Consider the following 6,368-nt stretch of genomic DNA (forward strand, 5'->3'; position numbering starts at 1 on the left):
CAGCGCCACCGCCGGGCGCTCGCTGCTTTGAGTGTGGTCATCTTGACTCCTGGGGCATCCAATGTGCCGCGCTTTGCAGGGCTTGGCGTACGCGGGCCAACCGTTGGCCGAGTTCCTGCACGGCGCATCGCTGCGCCTCTTGCAAGGCTTTGCTTGCTTGCGCATGGCGCCATGAGGCACGCGTGGTGCGCCATACGTCCTCAAGCTCGCGTTCGAGCATGGCCAGCATTTCGTCAGGCTCGCTGTCGTCGATCAGGGCTGCCACCTGCTGGGGGGTCAATGTCGGGGGGGAGGCCGATGCCGCCGGCAACGGACCGCCTTCGCCCAGGGGGAGGGTTTGCCAGTGTCCATCGCGTCCGATGCACCACCAGGCTTGGGCCAATCCGATGAGCGCGGTGCGCTGCTGAGGTTGCAGCACTTGGGCAAGTTTGGGCAGGCGACGGGTGTCGCCCCAGCGCAGGTGGAGCAAGGTACCGGCTGCGTCCACGATTGACCATTGGGCCAGCCGATCGGCTAATTCTTCGGGCGACTCACGGGTGTGCACGGCCGTCACCATGGGTCGAGTGCTGCAGGTGGTTTGCAGCAGCGTCTTCAGCGCTGCATGGCCACTGCAGTAAGTCAGCACCAGCGGCGAGACCGCCAGGGCTTCGGGGCTCATCGAGGAGGGAAGTCGGCTCCACACGAGTTCCGGTGAGCCGCCTGCTTGACGGAGTTGCTCGGCCAATCCAGGGGCAAACGCGGCATCGAGCACCAAGAGCACTGCGAGGCCTTGGGGTGTCTGCTGAGCGTGGCGGTCCAGCTCGTCCAGCCAATGCGGGTCAAAGGCGTCGATCCAGCTCATTCATTCGACTTGGGTGAAGGCTGGCGCGGCGGCCAGGGATTTTTTGAGGCATTCGATGCACACGGTCTTGGGCATGGCTGGCAAGGCCCGATCGAGGCGGGCAGGACCGTCCATGCAGATGCGAGCGGCGCGGATGTGCAGGGTGCCTGGACATTCCACGGTGATGCCGGAGGCTTGCAGGGTGAGGCGCGCGCCGCCTGCGGTGGCCAGGGTGATCTTCTTGGCTGCGGCCGCGTCAATGTGGGCGCTCTGGCTCTGGATGTCCAGCGCCTCCTTGGCAGCGATTTCCAGGCGGTCGCTGTGGGCCTGCAGTTGCACCTCACCTTGGGCAGCGATCAGCGTCAGGCCGGTGCCGGCGGCCTGGCTGCCGGGTTCGATGGCGCCGGCCAGCACGCCGAGGGCCTGGCCGGTGTGCAGGCGATAAGCGCCACCGGTGGCGCCGTGCTGGTCCTGGCCGGCGGCCAGGTGCACCACGTCATCGGCGCTGACGATCACGTCCTGCCCGGCCACCCAGGCCAGGCCCACCTTGGCCTGGGCTTGCAGCAGCGGATCGCTGCTGTGCGGCAGCTCGCCCTGGGGGGTGCCGGTGTGGCGGGCCGCAGCATCGTCCTGCGCCTGCGGCCAGCGGGGGGAGACGGCGCCCTGCACGCTGGTGTGCAGGGCGGGCAAGGGGGTCTGCTCGGGGTTCAAGGTGCTGGCGTTGGCCTGGGTGCTGCCCCGCTGGCTGGCCAGGGGGATGGCCTGGTGGGTCTGGGCGGCGCGGTCGAAGGCTTGCGCCAGGGCCGTGGCTTGCTTGAGCAGGGCCAGCCCGGGCGTGGGGTCACCGGCCGGCTCCTGAGGGGCTTGCGCGTAGGTGCTCAGCAGCACACCACGGCCGCCGCGCACGGCGCCGTAGGCGTCGGTGCGCAGCTCCAGGCCCAGGCCGAGGGGCTGTCGCTGCAGGTGGGGCATATGGATGTGGTGGGCTGCTTGTAGTCGGGCCAGCGAACAGGGCTGAAAACCTTCGCACCACGTCACGCCGGCAATGCCTCCGCATGACGCGTCCCGGGCACCGACGCGTAGCGCTTCTTGGCATCGCCTCCGACATAGAGCACCCGCGGATCACTCGGACGAGTATTGTCCTTGTCAAAGCCAGCCAGCGAGTCGTGTACGTACTGATTGAAGAAGCGATAGATGGCTGAATCAGTCGCCATGCGCCGGCCTTCGACCACCACCTCTTGATAGGCCTCCGCAAGCGCTTGATAGTGAGGCCGCATGCGGCGTCGAGGCTGTTCCTGACGCCACCGATGGAGCAGTTGCGCGTCCTCCAGCAGCCACGCGTCGTACTTGTCGAGATTGGCAATCAGTTCAGCATCATTGGGAGCCGTGTCCAGCTTCGCCTTGGCGCGGCGCGCTTTGTCATGGGCCACCTCCTGCTGCTCGCGCAGTTCCTTGGCTCGCTGCTCCAGAGCAGGTACCTGGTTTTGCAGCACCGCGTTGGATCGCGCCGCCTGCAGGGCCTGTTCGGCGCCATCTCGCAACATGGACACGCGTACGTACTCGCTTTGGGCTGTGCGGTATTCCTCATCCAGTCGAGCACGATCCTGGGCAAACGCCCGCTCGTTGTTCCGGATGGTCTGCTGCTCGTCGGTCAACGTCCGCGGCCTGCCTGGCCGGCCTCGGGCGTTCCTGCGGGCAGCATTGGCAGGGTCGCTGCGCTCCAGTGCCACAGTCAGGCGGTAGCGCCAATAGACCGCCATATGTGCCAGCACCTCCGCCCCAAGCGGCCGACTGCCGCCAAAGGATCGCATGTATTCGCGCCACAGGATCATCATCGCGGCGTAGTCGCGTGCGCCTTGGTCGTCGAGGGCGAAATCGGACTTCCGATTAGATGGCATGCTGTCCAACGAATAGAGAGGAACCCCGGCCTCGATGGCCGCCTGCAACATCGCTCGCAAAGGCACACGCGCCAGCATCGCGCTCTTCCCCCCTTCACCTTCGCGATAGCCACCGCCCACATCGGAGTGCACCCCGGGGTAGATCATCTCGCTCACTCCCGGCGGATAGGCCGTGCCGTCAAGCGCACTGTCCAGAGGGAAAGAGTTGCGCATCTCGTGAGCTGCCACCATGTGCACGCAGCGGCTCACTATTGGAGGAATCTGCAGACCGTTGGCCCAGCTGGCATGCCCGTCAGCGCTGCCGGGTGCCGGGTCCGCCCCGGGGGTTCCAAAGGCCAGGCGTTCCAGATCCTGATCAGCACTGGGCGCGAGAGGGTGGCCGGTGAAGTCGCGCCAGCCCAGGCCCGATCGGCGTTTCTGGTGAAAGTTGTTGGCCGACATGGGCAGACCCACCGAGGCTACGGTATCGAAGAGGCCGAGGAAATACACCTCCACCGGATAACCCCCCTTCAAGGCGATGCCCGAGCCGGGCAAAACGCCAGCACGCAACCTATGCCGACCACCCGCTGGCTCGCAGCGACGCTGCAAGTCCCGGCAGAAGGCGCGCGCCAGGGCCGCCCCGCGAGAAAAGCCGAACACGGCCAGCTTCACCTCTGTGATGGGGTTGCTCGGGTTGCTGGCTCGGGCCTCTGCTCGTTGCAAGAGCTGCGCCAGTTCCTTGAAGACCCAGTCCAGTCGAGCTTGGCCGTAAGATCCTGCGCCGCTGCCCGTCAACGTACCACCCGGGTCGCCGATGTCGCGGAAGTAGGTGCCGAGGCCGGGGACGTAGCGGGCGTATATCTGTGCGATCGGGTCGTCAAAAGGATGAGCGCGAAACAGCCTGGCGACGTTGCTGTGCTCATCGGTGGGCTCGTCTGCATCCAGGTTGTTGCCGGTGCCGTCAAAGAAGATCGCCAGGGTAATGCGCTGGGCGCAGCCGTTCGGGCGCAGCTTCGATTGGTGGGCTGCACTAATGGATGCCGATCCAGGCCCGGGTGCACGCGGAACGCTGGCTGCGCATACCCCCTGCTGAATCTGCTCAGCCGCTCCGGCAGATGTCGCCAATGCTTGCGGCGACTGCACTAGGGGCAGCGTCTTACGGTCGGCCATGGGTGCACTCCGAGAGTTTTTCGTCGTTGTTCACGTTGCCTTCCGCGTAACGCATATCCGGGTTGTGACGAGGCACCCTGACACGTGGCGGGCTCGGAAAGTCACTGATCGAGACCTCGATGCGGCCATCCTGATAGAAATGCACCTCAAAGTAGTTGGCAGGCTCACGCACCGGCCCCTCAAGCAGGACTGTCTGCTTGCACCACGGGCCTCGACGAATGTCTCTTGTCCAGGTGATCTCCACTGGCGCCGGCAGCGGCATGTCCGCGCGAACTGGGGCGCAGCAGGTGCCCTTTCCTCCTCCCGCTGTTGGGGTGGAGACTTCCAAATTCCCTCCGCCGGCACCATTCACCCGAAAGCTGTCGATGTAGGTATCGGTGTAGTTGTAGCCGACGATCGTGAGCCCCTTCATGCCTTTGGGCGTGCGATGCGGGCCGGTATACAGCTGGCGGCCGTTCAGCATCGGCGGCGTGTAGGCTGTGGCCGCGGGCTCACCGGGACGCGCCGATGCGCCGTCTCGGCCGCAGCCTGTCATAGCCAGGATCGCGATGACAAGAACTGTGGCCGTTTGGATCCCCCTCATGCTTCCTCCCTTCGAGCCTGCTCGATCGCCTGGATGAACGACATCCGACCTTCGCGCACCTGTTGCAAGGCGGATTGCCAGGGCTCCGCCTGCGAGAATGTGCGACCCTGAGACAGGCCCAGCGTGCAATAGGCCGAGAGATCGGTGGTCCCGTCGAGTCCCCAAGCCTTGCCCTGGGCCAGCAACTCACGAATCGCCGGGTAGCGCTCGCCGTATGGCAGCGCCAGTAGCGCCGGTTGCCCCTGTCGCGTCAGCAGGTCGATCATCGCATCGGCCTCGCTGGCGTCCAGCAGGGCGTGTTCCTGCTCAAGACTCAAGTGCCAGGGTGCCTGAAAACGCTCCTCGCCGGGCCAGTCCAGGACGTTCATCGACACCCATTCGCCCCCACGGTTGGCAAACCACCAGGCGCTCGTGCACGACACGAGATCCTGCATCTGGGTGGGGCGCAGCACGTCGCACATGGCGGCCAGCACGCGTGTGTCGAAGTAGCGCAGCAGCATCTCCTGGCCGTCGCTCAGGCGCGCCAGGCAGCGTTCGCTCAAGGCGTGGGCGAGGCCTTGCAATGGCAGGGGCGAGTCGATCAGATGCAGAGCGCAGGCCCATTGACCCGTCTGACACACCGCGCGCAAAGGCCAGGCACGGGCCCCTTCGTCCGGGCGGCCGTCGATGCGTATGACGAAGGGTGTGGCACCATCCCCGCATGCGTCACCGCCTTGCCCAAGCAGGGCTTGGCGCGGCAAGGACCGGAGGTCGCGGATCACCGTGCGGTGGGCATTCCATGCGGCCTGGTTCACGAGGAGGTAGCGATGCTGGCCGTCTGCGGGTGGCGGCATCGCGCACCAGCCATCCCACAGGTTGTTGATCGTGGCGGAGGGATGGATCATGGTCATCGCGTCGCAAAAGGCGCTCCGGCCGCCTGGGCACTGAGCAAGCACTCCACACACACCTGCTTGGGCATCAACGGCAGGGGGTACTCCACCCTCTGCGCCCCCACCATCCGCTTCTGCGCGGCCTGCACCCGGATCGTGCCGGGGCATTCCACGGTGATGCCGGAGGCTTGCAGGGTGATGCGCGCGCCGCCTGCGGTGGCCAGGGTGATCTTCTTGGCTGCGGCCGCGTCAATGTGGGCGCTCTGGCTCTGGATGTCCAGCGCCTCTTGGGCAGCGATTTCCAGGCGGTCGCTGTGGGCTTGCAGTTCGATGGGGCCTTGGGCGGCCAGCAGGTGCAGCCCGCCGGGCTGCTGTGGCAGCGCTGCTGCGCCGGCCAGCACGCTCAACGCCTGGCCGCTGTGCACCCGCCAGGCCCCGCCGCTGTGCTGGCTGTGGTCTTGCCCGGCGCCCAGGTGCATGCTGTGCTGGGCGCTGGCCACCAGGTCTTGGCCGGCCACCCAGATCTGCTGCGCGCGCGCTTGGGCTTGCAGCACGGGCGTGGCGCTGTGGGGCAGTGTGTGGCCCGATGGCGGCGCATCGGTTGCTTGCGCCGGCCAGTCGGTGCCGACTTGGCCTTGCAGGCTGCGCTGCAGCTGTTGCAAGGCGTCTTGCGTGGCGCTGAGGGCGGCGGTGCGGTGACGGCCGCTGGCATGGTCCAGCCGCTGGGCCTGGGTGAGCGCTTGGTGCAGCAGCGCCAAGCCAGCGCTGGGGTCGCCGGCGGGCTGCTCAGGGGCTTGGCCGTAGCTGCTCAGCAGCAGTCCGCGCGCGCCGCGCAGCGCGCCGTAGGCGTCGCTGCGCAGCTCCAGGCCCAAGCCGCGGGCGCTGCCGCGCCGGTTGCCGGCTTGGTGCACCAGGTGGCCCAGGCTGAGCCAGCTGGCCTGCGCGCTGCTGGCCGCTTGCACGCGCAGCTGGCCCGCGCTGTCGTCGAAGACGAGCCGGTTGCCTCCCCGGCCGCTGCCCAGCTCGCGGCTTTGCACGCCGCTGAGCGC

The 6,368-nt window shown here is 67.0% G+C and carries 6 protein-coding genes; all 6 read right to left on the minus strand.

Features of this window, described 5'->3' with window-relative positions:
- Positions 1–37 precede the first annotated feature (37 nt).
- Positions 38–841 carry a DUF4123 domain-containing protein gene (locus F615_RS0116915; protein ID WP_019562329.1) on the minus strand — a complete coding sequence of 268 codons (804 nt, stop codon included), beginning with the start codon at positions 839–841 and terminating at the stop codon, positions 38–40.
- Positions 842–1,858: a DUF2345 domain-containing protein gene (locus tag F615_RS19005; RefSeq protein ID WP_259371332.1), complete on the minus strand. Its 1,017-nt coding sequence runs from the start codon at positions 1,856–1,858 to the stop codon at positions 842–844.
- The gene (locus F615_RS19010; RefSeq protein WP_019562331.1) at positions 1,855–3,867 is read right to left on the minus strand and encodes a phospholipase effector Tle1 domain-containing protein; all 2,013 of its coding nucleotides are present in this window, start codon (positions 3,865–3,867) and stop codon (positions 1,855–1,857) included. Before F615_RS19010 ends, F615_RS19005 begins: the two co-directional genes overlap by 4 nt.
- A complete protein-coding gene (locus F615_RS19015; RefSeq protein ID WP_019562332.1) occupies positions 3,854–4,450 on the minus strand; it encodes a DUF3304 domain-containing protein in 597 nt (198 codons plus the stop codon). The genes F615_RS19010 and F615_RS19015 overlap by 14 nt, the downstream gene beginning before the upstream one ends.
- Positions 4,447–5,334 (minus strand): DUF4123 domain-containing protein, encoded by an 888-nt coding sequence (locus F615_RS0116935; RefSeq protein WP_033371789.1) that lies wholly within the window; start codon positions 5,332–5,334, stop codon positions 4,447–4,449. Before F615_RS0116935 ends, F615_RS19015 begins: the two co-directional genes overlap by 4 nt.
- Positions 5,335–5,336: 2 nt before the next feature.
- Positions 5,337–6,368: type VI secretion system Vgr family protein (locus F615_RS0116940; protein ID WP_019562334.1), on the minus strand; the 1,032-nt coding region annotated here is incomplete at its 5' end.

It is taken from the genome of Caldimonas manganoxidans ATCC BAA-369 (genome assembly GCF_000381125.1).
GTDB classification, from domain to species: Bacteria; Pseudomonadota; Gammaproteobacteria; order Burkholderiales; family Burkholderiaceae_C; genus Caldimonas; species Caldimonas manganoxidans.

Excerpts from the sequence above, each read along its gene's own strand:
- F615_RS0116915 (WP_019562329.1), bottom strand. The coding sequence starts at position 841 with ATGAGCTGGATCGACGCCTTTGACCCGCATTGGCTGGACGAGCTGGAC.
- F615_RS19010 (WP_019562331.1), bottom strand. The coding sequence starts at position 3,867 with ATGGCCGACCGTAAGACGCTGCCCCTAGTGCAGTCGCCGCAAGCATTG.
- F615_RS19015 (WP_019562332.1), bottom strand. The coding sequence starts at position 4,450 with ATGAGGGGGATCCAAACGGCCACAGTTCTTGTCATCGCGATCCTGGCT.
- F615_RS0116935 (WP_033371789.1), bottom strand. The coding sequence starts at position 5,334 with ATGATCCATCCCTCCGCCACGATCAACAACCTGTGGGATGGCTGGTGC.